At 72.4% G+C, this 25,179-nt stretch carries 27 protein-coding genes; 9 read left to right on the top strand and 18 right to left on the bottom strand.

All coding sequences use genetic code 11. From position 1 onward, the window contains the following. Positions 1-145 precede the first annotated feature (145 nt). Together GA0070620_RS31315 and GA0070620_RS31310 are read right to left on the bottom strand one after the other, a co-directional pair. Complete coding sequence (locus tag GA0070620_RS31315; protein ID WP_091597141.1) at positions 146-790, bottom strand: HAD family hydrolase; 645 nt, start codon at positions 788-790, stop codon at positions 146-148. A 53-nt stretch (positions 791-843) separates the two neighbouring features. Continuing rightward, positions 844-1,704 carry a carbon-nitrogen hydrolase family protein gene (locus GA0070620_RS31310; protein ID WP_231922030.1) on the bottom strand — a complete coding sequence of 287 codons (861 nt, stop codon included), beginning with the start codon at positions 1,702-1,704 and terminating at the stop codon, positions 844-846. A gap of 104 nt (positions 1,705-1,808) precedes the next feature. On the opposite strand from GA0070620_RS31310, the gene GA0070620_RS31305 reads away from it, so the two are divergent. Next, on the top strand, positions 1,809-2,381 hold the full coding sequence (locus GA0070620_RS31305; RefSeq protein ID WP_091597138.1) for a TetR/AcrR family transcriptional regulator: 573 nt from the start codon (positions 1,809-1,811) through the stop codon (positions 2,379-2,381). A gap of 122 nt (positions 2,382-2,503) precedes the next feature. Here GA0070620_RS31305 and GA0070620_RS31300 read toward each other — a convergent pair whose 3' ends face one another. Continuing rightward, complete coding sequence (locus GA0070620_RS31300; RefSeq protein WP_157741738.1) at positions 2,504-3,037, bottom strand: type VII secretion system-associated protein; 534 nt, start codon at positions 3,035-3,037, stop codon at positions 2,504-2,506. An 85-nt stretch (positions 3,038-3,122) separates the two neighbouring features. Next, entirely contained in the window at positions 3,123-5,018 is a 1,896-nt protein-coding gene (locus GA0070620_RS34115; protein WP_091597132.1) for a hypothetical protein, read from the bottom strand. A 222-nt stretch (positions 5,019-5,240) separates the two neighbouring features. Between GA0070620_RS34115 and GA0070620_RS31290 the strand changes: the two genes are divergently transcribed. From GA0070620_RS31290 to mug, 5 genes are all read left to right on the top strand, one after another. Next, positions 5,241-6,149, top strand: coding sequence for a TIGR04222 domain-containing membrane protein (locus GA0070620_RS31290; protein WP_091597130.1), 909 nt, complete (start codon positions 5,241-5,243; stop codon positions 6,147-6,149). Beyond that, complete coding sequence (locus GA0070620_RS31285; RefSeq protein WP_091599681.1) at positions 6,146-6,964, top strand: DUF692 domain-containing protein; 819 nt, start codon at positions 6,146-6,148, stop codon at positions 6,962-6,964. Before GA0070620_RS31290 ends, GA0070620_RS31285 begins: the two co-directional genes overlap by 4 nt. Then, positions 6,961-7,455, top strand: a complete 495-nt coding sequence (locus GA0070620_RS31280) for a hypothetical protein (protein WP_231922029.1) — start codon at positions 6,961-6,963, stop codon at positions 7,453-7,455. The genes GA0070620_RS31285 and GA0070620_RS31280 overlap by 4 nt, the downstream gene beginning before the upstream one ends. A 22-nt stretch (positions 7,456-7,477) precedes the next feature. Then, positions 7,478-8,239, top strand: a complete 762-nt coding sequence (locus GA0070620_RS31275; RefSeq protein ID WP_091597127.1) for an SDR family oxidoreductase — start codon at positions 7,478-7,480, stop codon at positions 8,237-8,239. A 65-nt stretch (positions 8,240-8,304) separates the two neighbouring features. After that, positions 8,305-8,850, top strand: a complete 546-nt coding sequence (mug, locus tag GA0070620_RS31270; RefSeq protein WP_197677490.1) for a G/U mismatch-specific DNA glycosylase — start codon at positions 8,305-8,307, stop codon at positions 8,848-8,850. A gap of 12 nt (positions 8,851-8,862) precedes the next feature. Here the strand turns inward: mug and GA0070620_RS31265 are convergent, their stop codons facing one another. The 3 genes from GA0070620_RS31265 to GA0070620_RS31255 all read right to left on the bottom strand — a co-directional run bounded on the left by GA0070620_RS31265 (position 8,863) and on the right by GA0070620_RS31255 (position 11,995). Continuing rightward, positions 8,863-10,839 (bottom strand): ABC transporter ATP-binding protein, encoded by a 1,977-nt coding sequence (locus GA0070620_RS31265; protein WP_091597121.1) that lies wholly within the window; start codon positions 10,837-10,839, stop codon positions 8,863-8,865. A 114-nt stretch (positions 10,840-10,953) separates the two neighbouring features. Then, positions 10,954-11,721 (bottom strand): enoyl-CoA hydratase/isomerase family protein, encoded by a 768-nt coding sequence (locus GA0070620_RS31260; protein WP_091597118.1) that lies wholly within the window; start codon positions 11,719-11,721, stop codon positions 10,954-10,956. 46 nt (positions 11,722-11,767) lie between these two features. Continuing rightward, positions 11,768-11,995 (bottom strand): helix-turn-helix domain-containing protein, encoded by a 228-nt coding sequence (locus GA0070620_RS31255; protein WP_007462679.1) that lies wholly within the window; start codon positions 11,993-11,995, stop codon positions 11,768-11,770. A 222-nt stretch (positions 11,996-12,217) separates the two neighbouring features. On the opposite strand from GA0070620_RS31255, the gene GA0070620_RS31250 reads away from it, so the two are divergent. Beyond that, positions 12,218-12,820 (top strand): cadmium resistance transporter, encoded by a 603-nt coding sequence (locus GA0070620_RS31250; protein WP_231922028.1) that lies wholly within the window; start codon positions 12,218-12,220, stop codon positions 12,818-12,820. Positions 12,821-12,860: 40 nt separating this feature from the next. Here GA0070620_RS31250 and GA0070620_RS31245 read toward each other — a convergent pair whose 3' ends face one another. Continuing rightward, a complete protein-coding gene (locus GA0070620_RS31245; protein ID WP_091597112.1) occupies positions 12,861-14,465 on the bottom strand; it encodes an ABC-F family ATP-binding cassette domain-containing protein in 1,605 nt (534 codons plus the stop codon). Positions 14,466-14,708: 243 nt separating this feature from the next. On the opposite strand from GA0070620_RS31245, the gene ypfJ reads away from it, so the two are divergent. Next, positions 14,709-15,620, top strand: coding sequence for a KPN_02809 family neutral zinc metallopeptidase (ypfJ, locus tag GA0070620_RS31240; RefSeq protein ID WP_091597109.1), 912 nt, complete (start codon positions 14,709-14,711; stop codon positions 15,618-15,620). Between the two features lie 140 nt (positions 15,621-15,760). Here the strand turns inward: ypfJ and GA0070620_RS31235 are convergent, their stop codons facing one another. From GA0070620_RS31235 to GA0070620_RS31190, 10 genes are all read right to left on the bottom strand, one after another. Continuing rightward, on the bottom strand, positions 15,761-16,411 hold the full coding sequence (locus tag GA0070620_RS31235; protein WP_091597106.1) for an acVLRF1 family peptidyl-tRNA hydrolase: 651 nt from the start codon (positions 16,409-16,411) through the stop codon (positions 15,761-15,763). A 38-nt stretch (positions 16,412-16,449) separates the two neighbouring features. Continuing rightward, positions 16,450-17,076, bottom strand: a complete 627-nt coding sequence (locus GA0070620_RS31230; protein ID WP_091597103.1) for a LysE family transporter — start codon at positions 17,074-17,076, stop codon at positions 16,450-16,452. 326 nt (positions 17,077-17,402) lie between these two features. Continuing rightward, on the bottom strand, positions 17,403-17,771 hold the full coding sequence (locus tag GA0070620_RS31225) for a metal-sulfur cluster assembly factor (RefSeq protein ID WP_091597100.1): 369 nt from the start codon (positions 17,769-17,771) through the stop codon (positions 17,403-17,405). After that, complete coding sequence (gene sufU, locus GA0070620_RS31220; RefSeq protein WP_091597097.1) at positions 17,768-18,241, bottom strand: Fe-S cluster assembly sulfur transfer protein SufU; 474 nt, start codon at positions 18,239-18,241, stop codon at positions 17,768-17,770. Before sufU ends, GA0070620_RS31225 begins: the two co-directional genes overlap by 4 nt. Continuing rightward, positions 18,241-19,545, bottom strand: a complete 1,305-nt coding sequence (locus GA0070620_RS31215; protein WP_091597094.1) for a cysteine desulfurase — start codon at positions 19,543-19,545, stop codon at positions 18,241-18,243. The genes sufU and GA0070620_RS31215 overlap by 1 nt, the downstream gene beginning before the upstream one ends. Positions 19,546-19,561: 16 nt before the next feature. Beyond that, a complete protein-coding gene (sufC, locus tag GA0070620_RS31210) occupies positions 19,562-20,335 on the bottom strand; it encodes a Fe-S cluster assembly ATPase SufC (RefSeq protein ID WP_091597092.1) in 774 nt (257 codons plus the stop codon). Continuing rightward, positions 20,335-20,661 carry a non-heme iron oxygenase ferredoxin subunit gene (locus tag GA0070620_RS31205; protein ID WP_091597088.1) on the bottom strand — a complete coding sequence of 109 codons (327 nt, stop codon included), beginning with the start codon at positions 20,659-20,661 and terminating at the stop codon, positions 20,335-20,337. Before GA0070620_RS31205 ends, sufC begins: the two co-directional genes overlap by 1 nt. Further along, positions 20,661-21,803 (bottom strand): Fe-S cluster assembly protein SufD, encoded by a 1,143-nt coding sequence (gene sufD, locus GA0070620_RS31200; protein ID WP_091597085.1) that lies wholly within the window; start codon positions 21,801-21,803, stop codon positions 20,661-20,663. Before sufD ends, GA0070620_RS31205 begins: the two co-directional genes overlap by 1 nt. 55 nt (positions 21,804-21,858) lie before the next feature. After that, entirely contained in the window at positions 21,859-23,289 is a 1,431-nt protein-coding gene (sufB, locus tag GA0070620_RS31195) for a Fe-S cluster assembly protein SufB (RefSeq protein ID WP_091597082.1), read from the bottom strand. Then, entirely contained in the window at positions 23,286-24,053 is a 768-nt protein-coding gene (locus GA0070620_RS31190; protein ID WP_091597079.1) for a helix-turn-helix transcriptional regulator, read from the bottom strand. Before GA0070620_RS31190 ends, sufB begins: the two co-directional genes overlap by 4 nt. A 98-nt stretch (positions 24,054-24,151) precedes the next feature. Here GA0070620_RS31190 and GA0070620_RS31185 point away from each other — a divergent pair, with 98 nt between their 5' ends. After that, positions 24,152-25,114, top strand: coding sequence for a COX15/CtaA family protein (locus GA0070620_RS31185; RefSeq protein ID WP_172836538.1), 963 nt, complete (start codon positions 24,152-24,154; stop codon positions 25,112-25,114). Positions 25,115-25,179: the final 65 nt, after the last annotated feature.

The raw sequence follows: 25,179 nt of genomic DNA, 5'->3' as shown, positions 1-25,179 counted from the left end.
CAACCGAATTTCCGGGACGGCCGGGTCGGGCGCGAACCCGTCACCGGGCCGACGGCGCGGCCCGGCGGGCTCGTCACGATCGGTCATGCCGAGGTCCTGGCCCCCGGGCGCGTGCCCCGTCCGGGCTGCCGTGGGTCTGGGCCGGTCAGCCGGCGAGGACGGTGGCGACCGCGGCGATCAGCCCGTCCGCGGTGCGCGTCGGCGCGAACCGGTTGTCCGACCAGGTCCGCCCCCGGTGCAGCCAGACGCTGGGCAGCCCGACCGCCGCCGCCCCGCCGATGTCCGCCTCCGGACCGTCGCCCACCACCCACGCGCCCCGCAGGGGCATCCGCACCCGCTGGGCGGCGAGCGCGAAGATCCGGGGGTTGGGCTTGCTGACGCCCGCCTCCTCCGAGATCACCCAGTCGGCCACGTAGCGGTCCAGCCCGGTGCGGCGGATCTTGGGTTCCTGCTGACGGACCACCCCGTTGCTGACGATCACGGGGATCCAGCCGGCACCGTCGGCGATCTGGAGCGTGCAGGCGACCAGTGGGTCCAGCCGCGTGAACGCCACCACCCCGTCGTGCAGCTCCTCGACCAGGTCGATCGAGGGGATCCGCAGGTCGTAGCGCTCCCGAATGGCGTCTGCGACATCCCAGCGGTCGGTCAGCCCGTCCGCGTCGATGGAGAGCAGCCAATCGATGTCCCCGGGTGGCGCGCCGATCCCGTCGAGGAAACGCTCCCCCCAGGCACGGAACGGCCCGGCCCGGTCGAGCAGGGTGTTGTCCAGGTCCAGCAGGAGCAGTGGCACTCGGGCACCCTACGGGACGCGGGAGTCGCCCGACAGGCCCGCGATGTTAACTCTCATCCAACCAGTGCGAGTCGGGTCGCACCCTGGTCCGGAAGCCGGTCGGCGAGCATCGAGTGCGCGGCACGGGTGGCCGCCAGCTCCGCCGGGTCCAGCGTCACGACGAGCACGTCCTCGCCGTCGTCCGCGCCGCGCGCGAGCGTACGCCCCTGCGGGTCGTGCACTGCCGCGCCGCCGTTGAAGCGCCACGGGTCGACGCCCCCGACCGAGTTGGCGAAGACCACGTAGAGGGTGTTGTCGAGGGCCCGCGCCCGGTAGTAGAGGTCCCGACGGTGCTCCGAGCCGGCGAGGTATCCGCTCGGGCAGAGGTAGCCGTGCGCGTCGTCGGTCGCGGCCGCCCTCGCGTGCTCCGGGAAGCAGCCGTCGTAGCAGATGCCCAGCCCCAGCCGCCAGTCGTCGACCAGCAGGGTCGCGCCGCGCGTACCGGGGCTGAACAGCTCCCGCTCGTCGCCCCAGAGCTGCTGCTTGTCGTAGCCGACGTGGATCACACCGGCGCGGTCCACCACCAGCGACGAGATGGTCCGCCGCCCGTCCGGGTGCCGCACCGCCGCGCCCACCACCACGGTGAGGCCGCCGGCCACCGCGGCGGCGGTCAGCGGCGCCAGGCGGGGGTCGACGACGGTCCGGTCCTCGGCGGCCGCCACGTCGGTGCCGACCGGGTCGGCCGCGAGCGTCGGCGGGTGGTACGCGGGCAGGAACAGCTCCGGCAGCACGGCGACGCGGGCGTGCTCGTCCGCGGCCCGGTCGACGAGGCGGGCGGCGATGACCGCGTTGCCGGCGACATCACCGGGGACGGGCTCGGCCTGGACGGCGGCGACGGTGAGCGGAGCCTGGGGGATGGTCGCGGGGGGCGTCACCGGGCGATGGTAGACCGGCGAGGGCCGGTGGCACGATCCCCCGACACCCTCCCAAGCCGTACGTACGGTTTGCGTGACGCGGGGTGACCTGGAACGATCGACGTGTGCCCAGAGTAAGCCAGGACCAGCTCGACGCGCGGCGCCAGGAGATCCTCGCCGCCTCGCGGGCGTGTTTCGCCCGGCACGGCTACGAGGGTGCCACCGTGCGCCGGCTCGAGGAGGCCACCGGACTGTCCCGGGGGGCCATCTTCCACCACTTCCGCGACAAGGACTCGCTCTTCCTCGCCGTCGCGGAGGACGACGCGGCGGCGATGGTGGAGACCGTCGCCCGCAATGGTCTGGTCCAGGTGATGCGCGACCTGTTGGCCGGGGCGCTCTCCCCCGACACGACGGGGTGGCTGGGCACCCAGCTGGAGGTCTCCCGCCGGTTGCGTACCGACCCGGCCTTCGCCAAGCGGTGGGCCGAGCGGTCCGCCGCCGTCGCCGAGGCGACCCGGGAACGGCTGGTCCGGCAGCGCGAGGCCGGTGTGCTGCGCGAGGACGTCCCCATCGCCGTCCTCGCGCAGTTCCTCGAACTCGCCTACGACGGCCTGGTGCTCCACCTGGCGATGGGCCGGCCCGCCGGGGACCTCGGCCCGGTGCTCGACCTCGTCGAGGAGGCCGTCCGGCGCCGCTGACCGGCCTGGACGCGTTGGCCTCCCGCCCACCGCCGACCGGCTGTGGGCGGGAGGCCAACGCTGACCGCTGCGTACGCCCGGCCCCCCGTCCGCCGACTGGGCGCCGGCCCAGATCCGCCGGGTCAGCCGGACGCGGCGACGGCCTCACGCAGCGCGTCGGCGAACAGCCGCATCGACGCGGGACCGCCCGGATTGAGCAGCACGTCGACGTCCTCGGGAAGCAACCCCACCAACTCGGCAGCGGTGACCTGCCGCCAACCGGACGCGCGCACCCGCGCCTGGTCCGCCGTCCCCGTGGCGACCAGCACACACGGCGCCCCGTCCGGCGCGGGCGCCACGATGATCCGACCCTCCTCGTCGACCGCGACCTCGGTCAGACTGTCCCGCAGCGCGAGCAGCACCAGGTCCGGATCGGCACGCCCCGCCACGACCAGCCGCGCCGCCGCGTCGACCGGTCCGGTCGGCGCGTCCTCCCCGTCGGGCACGTACAACGGGTTCGGCTCGAACACCCCGACCGTCCCGTCGTCGTGGACCAGCCAGCCACCCACGATCGACTCGGCCGGCGGCACCGCCCCGCCCTGGCCGTCGCCCTCCGGCGGCGACCAGTCGCTGTCCAGCAGCAGCATCCAGTGACTGGTGCCGTCCGTTACGCCCACCTGCTCACTCCCTCACTCAGAACCACGACTCGATTGCCTTCCACACGTGGCAACACCGGGAGACGGTTCACGTCCCGCGGGGCGCTCAACTGCTGAAATCGGGCAGCGGGCCGCCGAAGTCCAGGGGCGGATGCTGCGGGGCGGGAGTTGGTGGCCGACTGCCGCCGGGAGAGACGAGCGGGCGGAACTCGCCCCCGTGAGAGACCGCGATCGTGGCGAAGTCAGCGCCGGGGTGGGTGACATTGCCGTAGAAGTCCTTCGGTCGGGTGGTCCACACGGTGTCGGTCGCGGCGTAGATCTGCCGATCGTTCCCGAACTGCTGCATCACCTGGCTGAAGTCCGGGGCGGCGGTGCCGTCCCGCGCGCCGAACTTGCAGGCGATCATGACGATCGAACTGTCCGGGTTGGCCCCGGTCGTGCTCTGGAACACGCTGTTGTGGTGCAGCACCTTGGCGAACTCCCCACCCGACACGTTGACCACCTTGCCGTTCTGCAACTGCAGCGCGACGTCCTTCGGGCTGGTGTGCGCCATGACCAACATCGGGGCGTTCGTATCCCCGGCCCAGGGCGCGGGGCGAAGTTGGTCGAACTCGAAGTCCGGCTGCGGCCCCCTGCGTGACGCGCCGGCCGCCTCGGTCGGCCGGTAGTCGGGCGCGCTCTTGAAGACCGCGCCAGGGGGCAGGTTCGGGACCTGGTGGCGGCCGGTGGAGATGTTGGTCGGCACGCTCGCCCACGCGGCGCGACTCGCGCTGTCGTCGGCGCTCAACGGGAAACTGACACCGATCTGCTTGCCTTCACTGTTGAGCACCGGTTCGGCCCGGACGTTCCCGACGTCGAAGCGGGTGGTGATGCCCCAACTGTTCTTGCCGACGATGGTGTTCCCGCTCGCCGGGGGCCGGGGCCTGAACCGCGCCGCCACGACCTCGCCCAGGTCGGCGAGATTCCGTCCGGCCGACGTGAACGCGCCCTTGATCACTCTGCCGGGGCCGTAGCTCGTCGCGGCCACGTCCGGGACCTTCGTGCCGGTGGTGACGGGGCTTTTCACGTTGGTGAGTTGTCTGGTGCCGGCCTTGACGCCGCCCTTGATCGTGCCCTTGGTGGCGAACTTGATGACCCGGCCAGCGAGCCGACCACCCGGCACCAGACCAAGAGCCAGACCACCCGCGGCCAACCCGATCGCCGCCGGATCCCCCGACAACGCCGCCGCCGCGAGATCGATCGCACCCGACAACATCCCGATCGCCGCACCCAACGGCGGAAAAATGAACGACGCGATCGCCGCGATCACATCCAACACCGTCGTGAGCCACTCGATCACCGTGCTCCGCAGAAACTCAACGAACGCCTCGAACGCCTCAACGATCTTCTCCCACAACGACCGCTGCGGCGCATCCCCCGCCAACTCCCGCAACGCCCGCGCCGCCACCCGCGCCGCCTGATCCCGCAACGCCGTCGCCTGACCCACCAACGCCTTCGCCTGATCCAACGCCTGCCGCGCGTCGTCCGCCCGACTCTGCGCCGCCGCCACCTCATCCGCCGCGGTGTCCCTCGCCACCTGCCCGGCCTGCGGATCCCCACCCAACACCGACAACGCCGCCTGCGCAGCCGACACCGCCGCCCGCGCCGCACCCTCATCACCCACCGCCTGCCGCGCCTGCTCCAACGCACGCAACGACATCGCCTGCGCCTCCTCCAACGACGGCAGATACCGCACATACGCCTCCGCCGCCGCCGAATACGACCCAGCCATCCGATCCAACCGACCCGGCAACCTCCCCACCAAATCCCGGAACGCCTCCATCGCCCGACCCTGACCCACATCGATCCGACCACCAGAGGCCAACAAGTCATGCGCCTCCCGAGTCGTCCGCGACAACTCCTGATACGCCCGCGTGATCTCCCCAAACGACTCCGGATCACCCGGCACCGGATCAGAATCCAGCTGCAACACCGACCACTCGGCATCCCCCGGACGCACCACGACCCACCACCCCCACACACCCACCAGTCCCCGACCCCGACCAACACCGGAAGCCGACTCGCACACGTAACCGACACCGCATCGGTTCAGCCCGACGGGAATGAGCGACCGGAACAGGCCCGGCGACCGGATGCCCTCGGCTCGCCGGTCCCAGGGGCCACCCGCATGGCGCACCTGCTCCACAATGGGGCCGCCCATCCCTGCGCTGTCAGGAGTGCAGCCATGACCGTCCTCGCCGCCCCCGGTGACACCTGGGGCATCTCCGGTCCCACTTTCCTGCGGATCTACCTGGCCGTGGTCGCCGTGGCGGTGGCCGTTGCCGTGGTCCACCGTGTCCGTCTCTTCGCCGGGCCGCCGGACGCCACCCGTGCACCGCTCGGCCCGCAGGAGGTCGCGTACCTCAACGGCGGCGAGCCGCTCGCGGTGCACGCCGCCCTCGGCGGGCTGCGCGGCAGCCGGACGATCGGGGTCGGGCCGGACCGCCGGTTGACGGTGTCCGGAGAACTCCCCGCCGGGTTGACCCCGCTGGACCAGGCGATCCACTACGCCGCCAGGCAGCGGGCACGGGTCCGGGACCTGCAGCGGGACGAGGTGGTGTCCCGGGCGCTGGCCCAACTCGCCGACGGTCTCGAGCGGCGCGGTCTGCTCGTCTCCGCGGACCGGCGGGCCCCCGCGCGGCGCGCCACGCTGGCCCTGTTCGCGCTGCTCGCCCTCGGTGTGGTCCGGCTCCTCGTCGGGCTCTACAACGGTCGGCCGGTCGGCTATCTGTTCCTCACGCTGGTGGCGCTGTTCGTGATCCTGCTGGTCCTCCGTCGGGTGCCCCGCGTGACGCGGGCCGGCCGGCGGGCGTTGCGGGAGCTGCGCCGACAGCACGTCCACCTGTCGCCCACGTCCGCACCGGCGTACGCCACCTACGGCGCGGCGGGCGCCGCCATGGGGGTGGCGCTCTTCGGCACCGCGTCGCTCTGGGCGCTCGACCCGGCCTTCGCCGAGCAGGCCGAGATCCAGCGCCAGGCGCTCTCCGGTGGGGGCTGGTCGTCCGGCAGCTCCGGCGGTGGAAGCAGCTCCTGCGGTGGAGGCAGTTCGTGCGGCGGTGGCGGCGGCTGTGGCGGCGGGGGGTGCGGCGGATGACCGGCCCGGCCGGCGTCGGCATCGGCTGGCGTCCGGAGATCGCCGGGTTCGTCGCCGAGCTGCCCGGCCTGCGCTTCGTGGAGGTCGTGGCGGAGGCGCTCACCCCGGCCGGTCCGCTGCCCCCGGGGCTGGCGCGGCTGCGCGAGCGGGACGTGACGGTCGTACCGCACGGGGTGCGGCTCTCCCTCGGCGGCGCCGAGCCGGTCGAGCCGGAACGGGTGACCCACCTGGCCGGGGTCGCCGAACGGGTGGGGGCGCCGCTGGTCAGCGAGCACATCGCCTTCGTCCGGGCCGGCGGGCTGGAGGCGGGTCACCTGCTGCCACTGCCGCGCAGCCGGGCGGCCGTGGACGCGGTCTGCGCCAACGTGGCGCGGGTCCAGGCCGAGCTGCCGGTGCCGATCGCGTTGGAGCCGATCGCCGCGCTCTTCGACTGGCCCGACGACGAGTTGGACGAGGCGGCGTTCCTCACCGAGATCCTGGAGCGCACCGGAGCACTGCTGCTGCTCGACATCGCCAACGTCCACGCCAACGCCCGAAACCGGGGCACCGACCCGCTCGCGCTGCTGGACCGGTTGCCGCTGGAGCGGGTCGCGTACGTCCACGTGGCCGGGGGCGCCGAGCACGCCGGCTTCTACCACGACACGCACACCGACCCCGTACCGCCGGCGGTGCTGGACCTGGTCGGCGAGCTCTGCGCCCGGCGCCGCCCGCCGGCGCTGCTGCTCGAACGAGACGGCGACTACCCGCCGGCGACGATGCTCCGCGCCGAGTTGGACGCGCTCGCCGCCGCGTCGGGGTTCCCGGTGGTGACGTGACCGAGGTCGGCGGGTCCGGGCGGGACCGCGGGCTGGCGGCGCGCCAGGCGGAGCTGGTGGCCGCCCTCGTGGCCGGAGGGCCGGACCCGGCCGGGTTCGCACCGGTGCCGCTGGCCGCGGCCCGGGCCGCGCTGCTGCGCAAGCGGGCCGGCGACGTCGCCCGGCACTGGCCCCTCCTGGCTGCCGCGCTCGGCGCGCACTGGCCGGCGACGTTCGCGACCTGGGCCGCCGCCCGTCCCACCGGCGGTTCCCTGCGCGACGGTTGGGACCTCGCCCGTGCGCTGCGCCAGCGCGGGGACCTACCGCCGTTGGCCGCCGAGGAGCTGGCCACGCGGGAGGCGGGCGCGCGGTACGACGGGCGACGGCCGCCCCGCCCGCGCCGGCTGCCGGCACTCGGCCGTGCCGGCGGCGCCGTCGCGGTCCAGGTCGCCGGTCGGGTACGCCTCGTGCGCCCGGCCGACCGTCCGGGGGCCGTCGCTGGCCCCGACTGATCGCGTACGGCAGGATCCAGGTATGGATCTCGGACTGACCGATCGGGTGTACGTGCTGACCGGCGCGTCCCGTGGCCTCGGCTACGCGACGGCAGAGTGCCTGGTGGCCGACGGGGCGCGGGTGGTGCTCTCCGCGCGCGACGGGGACGCGGTCGCCGCCGCCGCGAAGAACCTCGGCGGGCCGGAGCGGGCTGTCGGAGTGACCGCCGACCTGGCCGACCCGGCGACCCCGGAGCTGCTCGTCAACACCGCCCGGGAACACTTCGGCCGGCTCGACGGCGCGCTCGTCTCGGTCGGCGGTCCGCCGCCCGGCAGCGCCGCCACGATCAGCGACGAGCAGTGGCGACTGTCGTTCGAGACGGTCTTCCTCGGCAGCGTACGCATGCTGCGTACGGTCGCCGCCGCCCTGACCGACGGCGGCGCGATCGGCCTGGTGTTGTCCACGTCGGCCCGGGGGCCGGTGCCCGGGCTCGGCATCTCCAACGGGCTGCGGCCCGGCCTGGTCGGGGTGGCCAAGGACGTCGCCGACGAGTACGGCGCCCGTGGCGTACGCGTCGTCGGCCTCCTGCCGGGCCGGATCCTCACCGACCGCAACCGCGAGCTGTTCGCCGCGACCGGCGACCCCGAGCGGGCCCGCGCCGAGGCCGAGGGAAGCATCCCGCTGGGCCGGCTCGGCGACCCCGCCGAGTTCGGCCGGGTGGCCGCGTTCGCCCTCTCCCCCGCCGCGAGCTACCTCACCGGGCTGACCATTCCGGTCGACGGCGGCGCGCTGCGCGGCCTGTGACAGCCGAGCCTCCCGCCGGCCGGCGGCGCAGGCCGACGCCGGCCACGGACGCGACGCGCCGGTCTTTGCGGCCGACCAGGGAGGAGTTGGCGGCCGCCGCGGACCGGCTGCTCCCCGACGTCATCGCGCCCGGTCTGGACGTGCTGTTCGTCGGCATCAACCCCGGCCTGTGGTCGGCCGCCACCGGGTGGCACTTCGCCCGGCCCGGCAACCGGTTCTGGCCGGCGCTGCACCGGGGCGGCTTCACCCCCCGCCTCATGCACCCGAGCGAACAGGACGAGCTGCCCGGCTACGGGCTGGGCATCACCAACATGGTGGCCCGGGCCAGTGCTCGCGCCGACGAGTTGACCGCCGTCGAGCTCGTCGCCGGGGCGGCCCTGCTCGGGGAGAAGGTGGCGCGCTACCGACCGCGGTGGGTGGCGGTGGTCGGCGTGACCGCGTACCGGATCGGGTTCGCCCGGCCGAAGGCGACCTTCGGCGAGCAGCCGGAGCCGCTGGCCGGCGCCCGGGTGTGGGTGCTGCCCAACCCGAGCGGCCTGAACGCGCACTTCACCCCGGTGAGCCTGGGCGCGGCGTTCGCCGAGCTGCGGGAGGCGTCGACCGTACGCTGAGCGCCTCGGCCGTCAGTTGGCGGCCGCGGGTGGCATCGCCTCGTCGGCCACGTAGGTGCCGAGCGGCATGACCACCGGCTCCGGGCCGGTCGCGTCCACGTATGGCGTCGGCGAGTCGGCGACGGCGAACTGGGTCCGGTAGAGCTCGGCGTAGAGCCCGCCGACGGCCACCAGCTCGTCGTGCCGTCCTCGCTCGACGATCCGCCCGCCGTCGAGCACCAGGATCTGGTCGGCGTCGCGGACCGTGGAGAGCCGGTGGGCGATGACCAGCGCCGTACGCCCGGCGAGAGCCACCGACAGCGCCCGCTGGACGGCGGCCTCGCTCTCGGAGTCGAGGTGGGCGGTCGCCTCGTCGAGGATGACGATCGACGGCGCCTTGAGCAGCAGCCGGGCGATGGCGATGCGCTGCTTCTCGCCGCCGGAGAACCGGTAGCCCCGCTCGCCGACGGTGGTGTCGAGCCCGTCGGGCAGGGACCGGACCAGGTCCGCGACCTGAGCACCGGCCAACGCCGCCCAGATCTCGTCGTCGGTGGCGTCGGGCTTGGCGTAGCGCAGGTTCTCGCGGATCGTCTCGTGGAACAGGTGCGAGTCCTGGGTGACCACGCCGATCTCATCCCGCAGCGACGCCAGCGTGGCGTCGCGGACGTCGACGCCGCCGACCAGCACCTGACCGTCGGTGACGTCGTAGATCCGCGAGATCAGCATCGACAGCGTCGACTTGCCGGCGCCGGACGGGCCGACCAGGGCGACCATCTGCCCCGGCTCGACGGCGAACGAGACGCCCCGCAGCACCGGCTCGTTGACCGTCCGGTCGAGCGTGGCGACCTCCTCCAGCGAGGCGAGGGAGATCTCGGCGGCGCTCGGGTAGCGGAAGCGCACGTCGCGGAACTCGACGCGTCCATCGCCACGGGGCACCGGCACCGCGTCGGGCTTCTCCTCGATCCCCGGCCGCAGGTCGAGCACCTCGAAGACCCGGTCGAACGAGACCAGCGCGCTCATCACGTCGACCCGAACGTTGGACAGCGCGGTCAACGGCCCGTAGAGGCGGGTGAGCAGCAGCGCGAGAGTCACGACGGTGCCGGCGCTGACGTTGCCGCGCACCGCCAGCCAGCCGCCGAGGCCGTAGGTGAGCGCCTGCGCGAGCGAGGCGACGAGCAGCATCGCCACGAAGAACGTCCGCGAGTACATCGCGGACTGGATACCGATGTCCCGGACACGCTCGGCGCGGCCGGCGAACCGGCGGGCCTCGCTCTCGGGGTGGCCGAAGAGTTTCACCAGCAGCGCGCCGGCGACCCCGAACCGCTCGGTCATCGTCGCGTTCATCTTGGCGTCGAGGTTGTACGCCTCGCGGGTGATGTCGGCCAGCCGCCGGCCCACCCGGCGGGCCGGGATGATGAAGATCGGCAGCAGCACCAGCGACAGCGCGGTGATCTGCCAGGAGAGCGTGAACATCACGGCGGCGGTGAGCACCAACTGGATGACGTTGCTGACCACGCCGGAGAGCGTCGAGGTGAACGCCCGCTGGGCGCCGAGCACGTCGTTGTTGAGCCGGCTCACCAGGGCACCGGTCTGGGTGCGGGTGAAGAACTGCAGCGGCATGCGCTGCACGTGGTCGTAGACCCGGGTGCGCAGGTTGAGGATGATGCCCTCGCCGATGCGGGCCGAATACCACCGCTGGGCGAGGGAGAGCAGCGCGTCGGCGACCGCGAGGGCGGCGATGACCAGCGCGAGACGGACCACCAGCGCGCCGGCCTCGGTGCCGCCCCGGTTGATCGCGTTGATCACGTCGCCGGCCAGCACCGGGGTGGCCACCCCGATGATCGCGGCCAGCACCACGGTGATCAGGAAGACGACGATGTCACGCCGGTAGGGACGCGCGAAGGCCACGATGCGCCGGGCCACGCCACGCTGGAGCCGGTGGGTGGAGATCTCGTCCTGGTTACGCATCGAGCGGAGCATGCTCCACCCGGCCATCCCACCGCCGGCCATCGGGCTGGACAATACTCACCTCCGGGTCGTCGGGCTGGCCACACCGTCAGACCAATTCTCCCGACGACTGTGACAACCTCGGCGGTAACCCGGATCTTCCCGGACGGTCCTTACCTATTCTCCTCGGCCGGCCAGGTCGCGCAGACGGCGGGTCTGGGCCTCACGCTCCGCCCGCTGCTGCTCGGCGGGTGAGCGTCCGCCGGCGCCGGCGAGCAACGCCTTGATCTCCACGACCGCGTCCCGGTTGTTGGCGAGCAGGCCCGCGGTCAGGTCACGCACCGCGTCCGGCAACTCGGTGGCGGGTACGACCAGCGTGGCGAGACCGATGCGGTCCGCCTCGGCGGCGTCCATCCGGCGGCCGGTGGCACAGATCTCCAGCGCCCGCGAGTAGCCGACGAGGTCGACCAGCCGCTTGGTGCCGGCGAGATCCGGAACCAGGCCGAGGGTCACCTCGGCCATGGAGAGTTTGGCGTCGTCGGCCAGCACGCGCAGGTCACACGCGAGGGCGAGCTGGAACCCCGCCCCGATCGCGTGGCCCTGCACGGCCGCGACGGAGATGACGTCGGGGCGGTGCAACCAGGTGAACGCGGCCTGGAACTCGGCGATCCGGTCCGCGCACTCGGCCTGGGGCAGGGTCGCCAACTCGGCGAACGAGCCGGGCCCGGAGGCACCCGCGACCGACAGGTCGAGGCCGGCGGAGAACGCACGACCCTCCCCGCGAACGACCACCACGCGTAAGTCGCCGGGCAGCTCGCGGGCAAAGTCGCTCATCGCGCGCCACATCGCCGGGGTCTGCGCGTTGAGCACGTCGGGCCGGCACAACGTGACCGTCGCGACCGGCCCGTCGCATTCCAGCCGAACCCCGGTCGCCTCGGCGGTCACCGGGCGGCCCGGGGGCCGGCGCTGATGGACGACGTCGGGAGGCGGGTCACGCCTTCTTGCGGCGCCGGGCGCCGCCGCGCTGCCGCAGCTGCACCCCGGACTCGGTGAGCACCCGGTGGATGAACCCGTAGGAACGGCCGGTCGAGGCCGCGAGCGCGCGAATGCTCTCCCCCGAGGTGTACCGCTTGACCAGGTCCTTGGCGAGCGTCTGACGCTCGGCTCCGACGATCCGGCGACCCTTCTCAGTGCTGGTGGCTGTGCCGGTGGCTGCCATACTGTGTCCTCACGTCCCAGACTGTGCGGTTCGGATACGGTCCCACCTATTAGACCGCCTCGAACGATCATGCGCCAGATATCAACTCTTCGCCAACCGACACGCTATGCAATGTCAGGTAACCGATAGGGTGACGTCGGCGAGCCGTCCGGCCGTCGAGTCGCCGAGTCGGGCCACCACGCTCCGTACGGGCGGGCGACGACGGGCCATAGTCTGCCGGGCGTGATCGAACTGTTCGCGACCGCGGCCGGGGCCGCCGTGGTGTTCGCGGCCACCGACATCGACGACATCGTCATCCTGACGCTCTTCTTCGTCGCCTCCCGCACGACCGGGCGACCACGGACCTGGCAGATCGTCGCCGGCCAGTACCTGGGCATCGGCGCGTTGGCACTGGCCAGCGCGGTGGCCGCCGCCGGGCTGCTGGTGGTTCCCGACCCGTGGACCGGGCTGCTCGGCCTGCTGCCGATCGCGCTCGGGATCCGCGCCCTGCTCCGGCGGGACGGGGAGGACGCCCCGGCCGTGGTGGGTGGCGCGCTCGGGGTCGCCGGGGTGACCATCGCGAACGGCGCCGACAACGTCGCGGTCTACGTCCCGGTGTTCCGCGCCCTCGGTCCCGCCGACAGCGCGGTGTTCCTGCTGGTCTTCGTGGTGCTCGTCGCGCTGTGGTGCGCCGCGGGCGCGTGGCTCGGCGGGCACCCGCGGGTGGTCCGCCTGGTCGAGCGGGCCGGGCACTGGCTCGTCCCGGCCATCTTCGTGGCGATCGGCCTGGTCATCCTGACCACCTCGGGCGTCCTCAGCCACCTGCTGCACCTGAGGACCACCTGACCCCGTCAAGGGGCCGGGAGCCCAGGGGTTGGGGTCCGGGTCAGGCCAGTTCGACCAGTTCGAGGAGGTCGTCGCTCCAGGCGTCCTCGTCGCCGTCGGGAAGCAGGATGGCGCGGTCGGGCTTGAGCGCCGTGACCGCTCCCGGGTCGTGCGTGACCAGCACGATCGCACCCGGATAGCGGGCGATGGCGTCGAGCACCTGCTCGCGGCTGACCGGGTCGAGGTTGTTGGTCGGCTCGTCCAGCAGCAGCACGTTGGCGCCGGAGCAGACCAGGGTGGCCAGCGCCAGTCGGGTCTTCTCCCCGCCGGAGAGCACACCCGCCGGCTTGTCCACGTCCTCGCCGGAGAACAGGAAGGCGCCGAGGATCTTCCGCAGGTCGGTGTCGGTCTGCTCCAGGGCGGCGGCGCGCATGTTCTCCAGCACGGTCCGCTCGACGTCGAGGGTCTCGTGCTCCTGCGCGTAGTAGCCCAGTCGCAGCCCGTGCCCCGGCCGCACCTCACCGGTGTCCGGCTTCAGCAGTCCGCCGAGCATCCGCAGCAGCGTCGTCTTGCCGGCGCCGTTGAGCCCGAGGATGGCCACCCGGGAACCCCGGTCGACCGCGACGTTCACGTCGGTGAAGATCTCCAGTGAGCCGTACGACTTGGAGAGGCCGCTCGCGGTGAGCGGCGTCTTGCCGCACGGCGCCGGCGTCGGGAAGCGCACCTTGGCCACCTTGTCGGCGACCCGCACCTCCTCCAGCCCGGAGATCAGCTTCTCGGCGCGCCGGGCCATGTTCTGGGCGGCGACCGTCTTGGTGGCCTTCGCGCGCATCTTGTCGGCCTGCGCCATGAGCGCGCCGGCCTTCTTCTCCGCGTTGGCCCGCTCCCGGCGGCGCCGCCGCTCGTCGGTCTCCCGCGCCTCCAGGTACGACTTCCAGCCCAGGTTGTAGACGTCGACCACGCTGCGGGTGGCGTCCAGGAACCAGACCTTGTTGACCACTGCGTCCAGCAGCGAGGCGTCGTGGGAGATGACGATCAGGCCGCCCTTGTGATTGGCCAGGAAGCCGCGCAGCCAGGTGATCGAGTCCGCGTCGAGGTGGTTCGTCGGCTCGTCGAGCAGCAGGATGCCGCCGCCGTTCTCACCGGCGTCACGGAACAGGATCCGCGCCAGCTCGACGCGCCGGCGCTGACCGCCGGAGAGGGTGCCGATGGTCTGGGCGAGCGCCCGGTCCGGCAGGCCCAGGTTGGCGCAGATGCGGGCCGCCTCCGCCTCGGCGGCGTACCCGCCGAGGGAGGCGAACTGGTCCTCCAGCGCGCCGTAGCGGCGCACCAGGCGCTCGTCGGCGTCGTCGGCGAGCTTGGCCTCGATCTCCTTCATCTGGGCCATGAGCACGTCGAGGCCGCGGGCGGAGAGCACCCGGTCCCGGCCGGTGACCTCCAGGTCACCGGTGCGCGGGTCCTGCGGCAGGTAGCCGATGGCGCTGCGCCGGTCGATCTGGCCGGCGTACGGCTGCCCCTCACCCGCGAGCACCTTCAGGGTGGTGGTCTTGCCGGCGCCGTTGCGGCCGACGAGGCCGATCCGGTCGCCCGGCTGTACGCGCAGCGTGGTGTCGGACAGCAGGATCCGGGCGCCGGCGCGCAACTCCAGGCCGGTGGCAGTGATCATGTCGTGGAACTCGCTCTCGGGGTCTGGAAGGCTGACTCAGGGCACGCGAAAGCGCCGGCGGGCGGGGAGCCCGTCGGCGCGGGGCGGTTCAGCCTTCGCAGCGCGGCACGCGACAAGTGTACCGGCAGCGGCCGGCGCGCCCTCCGGATTACCGCACAAGATCATCGGGTACCGAATCTGCCGTCCGGACCCGGTCCGGTACCGCAACCACCCAGAACGGACTAATCGGCGATCGGGGTCACCATGGAGCTGAACGAAAACGCGCAGATCGACACCAGCCAGGTGGACGACCGACGTGGGTCGGGTGGCGGCGGCATCGGCGGGATACCCATCCCCATCGGCGGCGGGCGAGGTGGCATCGTCGGCATCATCATCGCCGTGCTCGTCGCGCTGGTCGGCGGCGGATTCGGCCTCAACGCTGCCGTCAACGGCGGCGGCGAGTCGCAGGGCGACAACACCGCGCTGGAGCAGAAGTGCGCGGCCGACGACGCGTTGCGGCAGCTCGACTGCCGCAACGCGCTCTACGTGAACTCGATCCAGGCGTACTGGCGGACGGCGCTGCCGGAGCGGTTCGGCGAGCAGTACCAGCCGTCGAAGACCGTCTTCTTCAGCCAGAACGTGACCACCGGCTGCGGCGCCGCCGACTCCGGTGTGGGCCCGTTCTACTGCCCCGCCGACGACCTGGTCTACATCGACCTCACCTTCTACCGGGTGCTCGCCGACCAGCTCGGCGCCGAGGGCGAGTTCGCCCAGCCGTACGTGCTGGCCCACGAGTACGGCCACCACGTGCAGGACCTGCTCGGCACCGAGGCACAGATGCGCCGCCAGCAACAGCGCGACCCGGACAACGCCAACGCCCTCTCGGTGAAGCTGGAACTCCAGGCCGACTGCTACGCGGGCGCCTGGGCGCGCAACGCCACCGGCACCGCCGACGAGAGCGGCCAGAAGATCTTCACCAGCATCAGCGAGCAGGACATCCAGCAGGCCATCGACACCGCCGAGAGGATCGGTGACGACGCCATCTCGGAGCGGGCGAACCGGCCGGTGAACCCGGACGAGTTCACGCACGGCTCGTCGGCACAGCGCAAGGAGTGGTTCAGCCGCGGCTACTCCAGCGGCGACCCGAAGTCCTGCGACACCTTCGGCAACGGCTGACCGCGCGGCGCGGTCACAGTGGACCCCGGCACCGGCTCCCGGTCGCCGGGGTCCACCGTGACCGGCGGGCGGAAGCGGGACGTCCGCGCCACTCCCCCGGTTCGGGTTGCCGACACCGCTGAGCTGTCACCGACCGGTGGTCAGGGCTGCGGGTCGCGAACCAGGACCCGCACCGCGCCGGCCGCCTCGACCGCGGCCACCAACACCGCGTGCCTCGGCTCGGGCACGTCCAGCAGGCGCTCCGCGCGCAGCGCGGCCAAGCGGGCGAGCCGACGGTCCGCCAGGACCGTGTCCACCGCCCGCCGGTCGCCGCCACACACCAGCGCGGCCAGCGTCGCCACCTCCGGGACCAGCAGGCGTACGGCCAGCTCGGCCGCGTCGCCCAGCGCCGCCTTCGTCTGGTTGTCGCGTCGTCGGGCGAACCGCTGCTGGGACCAGCCGCCGGCGGCGGTGCGCCCCTGGACGTAGCGGGTGTCCACCTTCGACACGACAAGGTCGGTGCCCTCTGCGACACCCACCGCCACAGCGCCCTTGCGGGCGAGCAGCAGACCGATCCGTCGCGGCGCGAGCGCCTCGGCCACGAACCCGGGCAGGTCGTCGGCGGCGGGCGCGCCCGGTGGGCGGTGCAACTCGGCGGTCGCGCCGTCCGGGGCGGCGAGCAGCAGGCCGTACGGCTCGGTGGTGGTGTCCGGCGGGCCGTGCCGGTCGGCGAAGCCCTCCACCCAGCGGGCGATCCGGTTCGGGTCCACCTCGACCCACCGTCCACCCCCGGCCGCGGGTCTGCTGGTCACGCCTCCGACCGTACCCGTGTTCCGGCCGGCGGCGCGGGTCAGGTCGACAGGAGGGTGGCGACGGCGAGCGCGGCGATGATGGCGCTGGAGACCAGGGCGGTGACCAGGCGGCCCCGCGGGCCGGCGAGGGCCCGCCCGACCAGGGTGCCGCCGCCGGCGATCAGCAGCTGCCAACTCGCCGAGGCGAGGAAGGCGCCGAGCACGAAGAGCGCCCCGGCCGCCGGATCGGGGTCGGCGGAGTCGCCCCGGCCCAACACCAGCGCGGCGAAGTAGACGACGGTCGCCGGGTTGAGCAGGGTCAGGGCCAGCACGCCGCTGAACGCCCGCGCCGGGCTGTCCAGGCCGCGCCTGGTGCGTCCCGGCCCGCCCGCCGCCCGAGGGCGCAGCGCCCGCCATGCGGTGTGCCCGGCGAGGGCGAGCAGCACCACCGCCGCGACGGCCCGTAGCGACCCGGCGACCGGCGCGATGAGGGCCGCCAGGGCCGCGCCGCCGAGCATGGCGACCGCCGCGTAGAGGCCGTCGGCGGTGGCCACCCCGAGGGCGGCGGACGCGCCGACCCGGAACGATGTCCGTGCGCTCAGCCCGAGGATCAGCACGGCGATCGCGCCGACCGGAACGGCGACGCCGTAGCCGGCCACCAGACCGGCCAGGAACGCCGTGGTCACGACGGTCGGTGGCGGGTCGAGGCGCGACCGGAGGCCGAGCGCTGTCGCGGCGCGGCATCGGCCGCGGCGACAGGGGCAGGCTCTATCCGGTACGTCTCGATCACGCCGCCATCCTGCGTCGTCGTGCCCGTGCCGCGCCACCGGATATCGCGCCACCCCCGGCTACACAGTCCTGCTCGATCCTGGAAGTAGTGGCTTCGGCGGCAGCGGGAGGCCGCTACCTCACGGAACGAGCACGATCATGGTTGGCGGTGCGGCGCCGCGGACGCGTCGAGCGCGCCGCCCCTACCGGGGCGGCGCGCTCGACGGACGGACTGTCGTGGGCGTCAGACGTTGAAGCCCAGTGAGCGCAACTGCTCGCGACCCTCGTCAGTGATCTTGTCGGGCCCCCACGGCGGCAGCCACACCCAGTTGATCCGGATGTCGTTGACCAGCCCCCCGCCGGGGCCGGTGGTCAGCGCCTGCCGCGCCTGGTCCTCGATGACGTCGGTCAGCGGGCAGGCCGCCGACGTGAGCGTCATGTCCAGGGTGACCACGTTCTCGTCGTCGACGTGCACCCCGTACACCAGGCCGAGGTCGACCACGTTGATGCCCAGCTCCGGGTCGACGACGTCCTTCATCGCCTCTTCGATGTCGGCGACGGCGGCCTTGCCACCGCCGGTCGCCGGCGTCGCCATGGTGGTCTCGTCGCTCATGCCTTCACCTCCGGGCTCACGCCCACCCCGGCGCGTGCCGCGGCGTCCTTGAACGCCATCCACGGCAGCAGCGCGCACTTCACCCGGGCGGGGTAGCGGGCCACACCCGCGAAGGCCACCCCGTCACCGAGCACGTCCTCGTCCGGCGTGACCTGGCCACGGCCGGACATCAACTTCACGAACGCCTCGTGCACCTCGAAAGCTTCCCCGGCGCCCCGACCCCGCAGCAGCTCGTGGAGCACGCTCGCGGAGGCCTGGCTGATCGAGCAGCCCATCCCGTCGTACGAGACGTCGGTGAGCACGGCGCCGTCGGTGGCCACCCGCACGGTGACCTCGTCCCCGCAGGTCGGGTTGACGTGGTGGGCCTCCGCCGTGGTGGCCGACGGGTCGTCGGCCTCGCGCAGCCCCCGCCCGTGCGGATGCTTGTAGTGGTCCAGGATGATCTCCTGGTAGAGCTGGTCGAGCTGCATCAGCCGAACACCTTCCGCACCTGCTCCAGACCGCCCACCAGAGCGTCGATCTCCGCAGTGGTGGTGTAGAGGTAGAACGAGGCCCGCGTCGTGGCCGGCACCCCGAAGCGGGTGCAGACCGGGCGGGCGCAGTGGTGACCCACCCGCACCTGCACGCCGAGCGAGTCGAGCACCTGCCCGACGTCGTGCGGGTGCACGTCGCCGAGGGCGAAGGAGATGGTGCCGCCCCGGCCCACCGGCACCGTCGGGCCGAAGATCCGCAGGTCGGGCACCGTGGCGAGGGCGTCCAGCGCGTACGCCGTCAGCTCCTTCTCGTGCCACTGGATGGCCTTCATCCCGATGCCGGACAGGTAGTCCACCGCGGCGCCGAGCGCCACCGCCTCGGCGATCGGCGGGGTGCCCGCCTCGAACCGGGCCGGCGGCGCCGCGTACGTGGAGCCGGCCATCGTCACCGTCTCGATCATCGAGCCGCCGCCGAACACCGGCGGCATGGCCGCCAGCAGCTCGGCGCGGCCCCAGAGCACGCCGATGCCGGTCGGGCCGCACATCTTGTGACCGGTGAAGACGATGAAGTCGGCGTCGTAGTCGACCACGTCCATCGGCAGGTGCGGCACCGACTGCGAGCAGTCCAGCAGCAGCAGCGCCCCCACCTGCCGGACCCGCTCGGTGATCCGGGCGGTGGCGTTCACCGTGCCGAGGATGTTCGACATGTGCACCAGCGAGACGATCTTCGTCCGTTCGGTGACCAGGTCGTCCAGGCCCGACTCGTCCAGCCGGCCCTGGTCGGTGACCGGGAACCAGCGCAGGGTCGCGCCCGTGCGCTCGCACAGCAGCTGCCACGGCACGATGTTCGAGTGATGCTCCATCTCGGAGATCACCACCTCGTCACCGGGGCCGAGGCGGAATCGCGGGTCGGCATCCGGGCGCAGCGACGCGTTGGAGAACGCGTACGCCACGATGTTGATCGCCTCGGTGGAGTTCTTGGTGAACACCACCTCGTCCGGGCTCGGCGCGTTGATGAACGCGGCGACCTTCGCCCGGGCGCCCTCGTACGCCTCGGTGGCCTCGGTGCCGAGTGTGTGCACCGAGCGGGACACGTTCGCGTTGTGCCGGGCGTAGTGCTCGGCGAGCACGTCGAGCACCTGCCGCGGCTTGTGCGAGGTGTTGGCGCTGTCGAGATAGACCAGCCGGTGCCCGTTGATCTCCCGGTCGAGGATCGGGAAGTCGGCGCGCACCTTCTCCACGTCGTACCGGGGCACGTCGTCGTACTGGGGCATCCCCGGGGGGATCGCGATGGTGGTCATCTCCGCGTCCTTCGTGTCAGGCCCGCGCCGAACCGGCCCCGGCGACGTACCGCTCGTAGCCCTCTTCCTCGAGCTTGTCGGCCAGCTCGGGGCCGCCCTGCTCGACGATCCGGCCGGCGACGAACACGTGCACGAAGTCGGGCTTGATGTAGCGCAGGATCCGCGTGTAGTGGGTGATCAGCAGCAGGCCGGTGTCGCCGGTGTCGCGGACCCGGTTGACGCCCTCGCTGACCACGCGCAGCGCGTCCACGTCGAGGCCGGAGTCGGTCTCGTCGAGGATGGCCATCTTCGGCTTGAGCAGCTCCAACTGCACGATCTCATGGCGCTTCTTCTCGCCGCCGGAGAAGCCCTCGTTGACGTTGCGCTGGGCGAACGCCGGGTCCATCTGCAGCCGCTCCATGGCGCCGCGCAGCTCGCCGCCCCACGTGCGCAGCTTCGGGGCCTCGCCGTCGATGGCCGTCTTGGCGGTCCGCAGGAAGTTCGCCACCGAGACGCCGGGCACCTCGACCGGGTACTGCATGGCCAGGAAGAGACCGGCGCGGGCCCGCTCGTCGACGGACATGGCCAGCACGTCCTCGCCGTCGAGGGTCACCGTGCCGCCGGTGATCTCGTACTTGGGGTGGCCGGCGATGGAGTACGCCAGGGTGGACTTGCCGGAGCCGTTCGGGCCCATGATGGCGTGGGTCTCGCCCGACTTCACGGTCAGGTCGACGCCGGCCAGGATCGGCTTGAGCTCACCCTCGGGCAGCTTGACCGACACCTTCAGGTCGCGGATCTCCAGGGTGCTCATTATCGGGTCACTCCATTGCTCGGCGTCAGGCTGACGTAGACATCGCCGTCGCGGACTTCGACGGGGTAGACGGGAACGGGTTCGGTGGCGGGCAGCCCGGTCGGCTCGCCGGTGCGCAGGTCGAAACGGGAGCCGTGGAGCCAGCACTCCAGCGTGCAGCCGTCGACCTCACCCTCGGAGAGGGCGACGGCGGCGTGCGAGCACTCGTCGTACACGGCGTAGAACCCGTCGTCCTCGGCGTGCACCAGGGCGATCTGGGTGCCGTCGACATCCGCGCTGATCGCGGTGCCCTTCGGGACGTCCTCGGTGGAGCAGATCTTGATCATCAGGCTCCAGCCTTGGCGAGGCGGTCCTCGATCGCCGCGCCGAGCCGGTCGCGCAGCTCCTCGACCGGGATCTTGTTGATCAGCTCGGCGAAGAAGCCGCGGACCACCAGGCGGCGGGCCTCGGCCTCCGGGATGCCCCGGGCCATCAGGTAGAACAGCTGCTCGTCGTCGAAGCGGCCGGTCGCGCTCGCGTGGCCGGCGCCGGCGATCTCGCCGGTCTCGATCTCCAGGTTGGGTACGGAGTCGGCCCGGGCGCCGTCGGTGAGCAGCAGGTTCCGGTTGATCTCGTACGTGTCGGTGCCGGTGGCCTCGGCCCGGATCAGCACGTCACCGACCCAGACCGTGTGCGCGCTCTCGCCCTGCAGGGCACCCCGGTAACCGACGTAGCTGCGGCAGTCCGACACCGAGTGGTCGACCAACTGACGGTGCTCCAGGTGCTGGCCGGAGTCGGCGAAGTAGACGCCGTACAGCTCGGCCTCGCCGCCGCGGTCGGTGTACTCGACCGAGGTGTACTGCCGGACCAGGTCGCCGCCCAGGCTCACCTGCACGTGGATCACCTTGGCGTCCCGGCCCAGCTTCACCTTCAGGTGCTGCGCCTGCACCGCGTCGTCGGCCCAGTCGGCGACGGTGACCAGCGTGAGCTTCGCGCCGTCGGCCACGGTCACCTCGACGTTGTCGGCCAGCGTGGCCGAGCCGACGTGCTCCAGCACGAGCGTCACCTCGGCGAAGCGGCCCACCTCGACGACGCTGTGCCCGAAGGCCACCCCGTCGGCGCCGCCACCGACCACCCGCACGGTCACCGGCTCGGCGACCAGCGCCTCCCGCGCCACCTGGATCAGCAGCGCCTGCTCGGCCCCGCCGTAGGCCAGGGCGCTGACCCGGTCGAACGGGGTGAGCACGCTGCCCACCCGCGGGTCGTCCTTGCCGACCCGGGTCACGGTGACGCCCTCCGGCAGGTCACCGTGCTCGTGCCGGACCGTGCCGGTCGCCGTCTGCGCCTCGCCGGTCAGACCGCGCAGGCGCTTGAGCGGGGTGAACCGCCACTCCTCCTCCAGGCCGGTGAGGGCCGGGAAGTCGGCGACGTCGTACGAGCGGAGCGCCTGCGACTTGGTCGTGGGCGGCGCGGAAGCCTGGGTAGTCATCTCTTCCTTGGTCTTGTTCTACGACGACGATGTCTGGTGCGGGCCGCGGGCGGCGTCAGCCGACCGCGCCCTCCATCTGGAGCTCGATCAGGCGGTTGAGCTCCAGGGCGTACTCCATCGGAAGCTCCTTGGCGATCGGCTCGATGAAGCCGCGCACGATCATCGCCATCGCCTCGTCCTCGGACAGGCCCCGGCTCATCAGGTAGAAGAGCTGGTCCTCGCTGACCTTGGAGACGGTCGCCTCGTGCCCCATCGCCACGTCGTCCTCACGGATGTCGACGTACGGGTAGGTGTCCGAGCGGGAGATGGTGTCGACCAGCAGCGCGTCGCACTTGACCGTGCTGCGGCTGTGGTGCGAGCCCTCCAGCACCTGGACCAGGCCCCGGTAGGAGGTGCGGCCGCCGCCCCGGGCGATCGACTTCGACACGATCGTGCTGCTGGTGTGCGGCGCGGCGTGCACCATCTTGGCCCCGGCGTCCTGGTGCTGGCCCTCGCCGGCCATGGCCACCGACAGCACCTCGCCCTTGGCGTGCTCGCCGAGCATGTAGACCGCCGGGTACTTCATGGTGACCTTGGAGCCGATGTTGCCGTCGACCCACTCCATGGTCGCGCCCTCGGCGCAGGTGGCCCGCTTGGTGACCAGGTTGTAGACGTTGTTCGACCAGTTCTGGATGGTCGTGTAGCGGCACCGGGCGTTCTTCTTGACGATGATCTCGACGACCGCGCTGTGCAGCGAGTCGGAGGAGTAGAGCGGCGCGGTGCAGCCCTCGACGTAGTGCACGTACGCGCCCTCGTCGACGATGATCAGGGTCCGCTCGAACTGGCCCATGTTCTCCGTGTTGATCCGGAAGTAGGCCTGCAGCGGGATCTCCACGTGCACGCCCTTCGGCACGTAGATGAACGAGCCGCCGGACCACACGGAGGTGTTCAGCGCGGCGAACTTGTTGTCACCCACCGGGATGACCGTGCCGAAGTACTCCTTGAAGAGGTCCTCGTGCTCGCGCAGCGCCGTGTCGGTGTCGAGGAAGATGACGCCCTGCTCCTCGAGGTCCTCACGGATCTTGTGGTAGACGACCTCGGACTCGTACTGCGCCGCGACACCGGCGACCAGCCGCTGCTTCTCCGCCTCGGGGATGCCCAGCCGGTCGTAGGTGTTCTTGATGTCCTCGGGCAGGTCCTCCCAGCTGGTGGCCTGCTTCTCCGTCGACCGGACGAAGTACTTGATGTTGTCGAAGTCGATCCCGGTGAGGTCGGCGCCCCAGGCCGGCATCGGCTTGCGGTCGAACAGCCGCAGGCCCTTCAGCCGCAGGTCGAGCATCCAGGCCGGCTCGTTCTTCTTGGCCGAGATGTCCCGCACCACCGCCTCGTTGAGGCCACGCTGGGCGGCGGCCCCGGCGACGTCCGGGTCGGCCCAGCCGTACTCGTAGCGGCCCAGGGCGGCGAGCTGCTCCTCCTGGGTCAGGGGCTGGACGATCTGCTCGGTCATCTATCTGTCCTCACAGTGGTGACGGGATTTCCGGACTGGGCACGCCCCGGCTGGGTCGGGATGTGCGTGGTGCACACCCCGTCGCCGTGCGCGATGGTGGCCAGGCGCTGCACGTGGGTGCCGACCAGACGGGAGATCACCGCGGTCTCGGCCTCGCACAGCTGGGGAAACTCGGCGGCCACGTGCGCCACCGGGCAGTGGTGCTGGCAGAGCTGGCCGCCGGTCGCGATCGTGGACGCGTTGGCAGCGTAGCCCTCGGCGGTCAGTGCCCCGGCGAGCGCCTCCGCTCGCGCCAGCGGGTCGTCGCCGGCGTCCTCCATGGCCGCCCGGCAGCGGGCCTCCAGGGCGGAGACCTGCTCGGCGGCGAAGGCGTCCACGGCTCGCGAGCCGCCGGTGCGCGCGATCCAGCGCAGCGCGGCGGTGGCCATGTTGTCGTAGTGGTGGGTGCCGCAACGGACCTTGCCCTCGTCGGTCAGCACGAACACCTTGGCGGGACGGCCCCGACCACGGTGGCCACGGACCGTCTGCTCCCGGGCCACCACGTCACCGTCGGCGAGCATCGCGTCGAGGTGCCGGCGAATGGCCGCGGGGCTGAGCCCGAGCGCCGAACCGAGTTGCGCGGCGGTGGTCGGCCCCTGCGCGAGCAGCAGCTGGGTGACCCGACCCCGCGTCGAGAGGTCGACGGCCGCGGCGGCGGACGTGGGCGGACCGACGACCGGAGCGGTCGCCGGCCGGTGCCCGGAGAGCCCCGCCGCCTTTTTCACAACGCCAACGTTACGTAAATCGCCGAAGGCCCGCAAACCCACCGCCCGGTGATCCCCGACACCGGGGATCAGAGTCACCCGTTAGGGGATCCACTACGGTGCGTAGGATTCCCTCCGTGATGCGTTCCGTCCGGTTCCCGGTCTCCGCCGCGCTGCTGCGCCGTCTCGCGCTCGCCTCGATCATCGCGAACGTCGCGATCGTGGTCACCGGCGGGGCGGTCCGACTGACCGCGTCGGGCCTCGGTTGCCCCACCTGGCCCCGGTGCACCGACGCCTCGTACGTGGCCACGTCCGAGATGGGCGCGCACGGGGTGATCGAGTTCGGCAACCGGATGCTCACCTTCGCCGTCGGCGTCATCGCGCTCGCCACCCTGCTGGCCGTGCTCGCCCACCGGCCCCGTCGCCGTGGGCTGCTGCCGCTGGCCGTCGCGGTCTTCCTCGGCATCCCCGCCCAGGCCGTGGTCGGCGGGATCACCGTGCTCACGAACCTCAACCCCTGGGTGGTCGGCCTGCACTTCCTCGCCTCGATGGCGGTGATCGCGGCCGCGTACGCCCTCTGGCGTCGCACGGTGGAGCCGGACGGGCCGACGACGCCCGTCGTGCCGGCGCCGCTGCGCACCCTCGCCCGGCTCACCACGCTGGTCGGCGTGTCGGTGCTGGTGGTCGGCACCTGGGTCACCGGCAGCGGCCCGCACGCCGGCGACCAGGGCGCCGCGCGCAACGGCCTCGACCCCGAGACCATCTCGCAGGTCCACGCCGACGGCGTCTTCCTGTTGATCGGCCTGTCGATCGCGCTGGTCCTCGCGTTCCGGGCCGTCGGGGCGACGCGGGCCGCCCGGGCGGCCGTGCTGCTCCTCGCCGTCGAGCTGAGCCAGGGCGTCGTGGGCTTCGTGCAGTACTTCACGCACCTGCCCGCCGTGCTGGTCGGCGCGCACATGCTCGGCTCCTGCCTGGTGCTGCTGGCCGCCCTGCACGTGCAGTGGGCGACCCGCGAACGCCGGCCGCTCACCCCGGCCCCGCTGCCCATCCCGACCCCCGAACCAGCCACCACCGCCGCCTGACCCCCTCCCCTCGTCCCGGTGATCAAGAGGTTCGCGTCAGGCCAAGGCCAGATTCTGACGCCAAC

Origin of the sequence: Micromonospora krabiensis, assembly GCF_900091425.1 — a bacterium.
Lineage (GTDB): Bacteria > Actinomycetota > Actinomycetes > Mycobacteriales > Micromonosporaceae > Micromonospora > Micromonospora krabiensis.
The sequence above is the reverse complement of the archived record's forward strand: the minus strand, read 5'-3'. Positions and strand labels throughout refer to the sequence as shown.

What these genes read in the sequence shown, in the direction of transcription:
- GA0070620_RS31290 (WP_091597130.1), top strand. Translation starts at nt 5,241, where the DNA reads ATGACCGTCCTCGCCGCCCCCGGTGACACCTGGGGCATCTCCGGTCCC.
- GA0070620_RS31285 (WP_091599681.1), top strand. Translation starts at nt 6,146, where the DNA reads ATGACCGGCCCGGCCGGCGTCGGCATCGGCTGGCGTCCGGAGATCGCC.
- GA0070620_RS31275 (WP_091597127.1), top strand. Translation starts at nt 7,478, where the DNA reads ATGGATCTCGGACTGACCGATCGGGTGTACGTGCTGACCGGCGCGTCC.
- GA0070620_RS31265 (WP_091597121.1), bottom strand. Translation starts at nt 10,839, where the DNA reads ATGGCCGGCGGTGGGATGGCCGGGTGGAGCATGCTCCGCTCGATGCGT.
- GA0070620_RS31255 (WP_007462679.1), bottom strand. Translation starts at nt 11,995, where the DNA reads ATGGCAGCCACCGGCACAGCCACCAGCACTGAGAAGGGTCGCCGGATC.
- GA0070620_RS31245 (WP_091597112.1), bottom strand. Translation starts at nt 14,465, where the DNA reads ATGATCACTGCCACCGGCCTGGAGTTGCGCGCCGGCGCCCGGATCCTG.
- ypfJ (WP_091597109.1), top strand. Translation starts at nt 14,709, where the DNA reads ATGGAGCTGAACGAAAACGCGCAGATCGACACCAGCCAGGTGGACGAC.
- GA0070620_RS31225 (WP_091597100.1), bottom strand. Translation starts at nt 17,771, where the DNA reads ATGAGCGACGAGACCACCATGGCGACGCCGGCGACCGGCGGTGGCAAG.
- sufU (WP_091597097.1), bottom strand. Translation starts at nt 18,241, where the DNA reads ATGCAGCTCGACCAGCTCTACCAGGAGATCATCCTGGACCACTACAAG.
- GA0070620_RS31215 (WP_091597094.1), bottom strand. Translation starts at nt 19,545, where the DNA reads ATGACCACCATCGCGATCCCCCCGGGGATGCCCCAGTACGACGACGTG.
- sufC (WP_091597092.1), bottom strand. Translation starts at nt 20,335, where the DNA reads ATGAGCACCCTGGAGATCCGCGACCTGAAGGTGTCGGTCAAGCTGCCC.
- GA0070620_RS31205 (WP_091597088.1), bottom strand. Translation starts at nt 20,661, where the DNA reads ATGATCAAGATCTGCTCCACCGAGGACGTCCCGAAGGGCACCGCGATC.
- sufD (WP_091597085.1), bottom strand. Translation starts at nt 21,803, where the DNA reads ATGACTACCCAGGCTTCCGCGCCGCCCACGACCAAGTCGCAGGCGCTC.
- sufB (WP_091597082.1), bottom strand. Translation starts at nt 23,289, where the DNA reads ATGACCGAGCAGATCGTCCAGCCCCTGACCCAGGAGGAGCAGCTCGCC.